1 pseudogene is annotated in these 333 nt (G+C 43.8%); it reads left to right on the plus strand.

The annotated features are described in order from the left end of the window. Positions 1-121 precede the first annotated feature (121 nt). A pseudogene (locus KH400_RS23320) lies at positions 122-333 on the plus strand (NAD(P)/FAD-dependent oxidoreductase); the annotation flags it as partial.

Genomic DNA, 333 nt, shown 5'->3' on the forward strand with positions numbered 1-333 from the left:
CTTCTAAAGAACAAGCAGATAATATGCAATTCACTTACATTTTAGATACAATAGATGTGTTCCGTAGGTGAGAGACACGGAATACTGAAAATCGCATACACACCCTTTAGGAGGCAGAATCATGGCAAACTACGATTACGATGTGCTGTACATTGGATCAGGACACGGAACGTTTGATGGTGCAATTCCATTGGGAGCGAAAGGGAAAAAGGTTGGCGTTGTTGAACAAGATTTGGTCGGCGGTACCTGCCCAAATCGCGGTTGCAACGCGAAAATTGTCTTAGATTCACCAGTTGCAATGCAACGTCACTTGGAAGAAGTGCACGGTATTGT

This window comes from Desertibacillus haloalkaliphilus, from assembly GCF_019039105.1.
Taxonomy (GTDB): Bacteria; Bacillota; Bacilli; order Bacillales; family KJ1-10-99; genus Desertibacillus; species Desertibacillus haloalkaliphilus.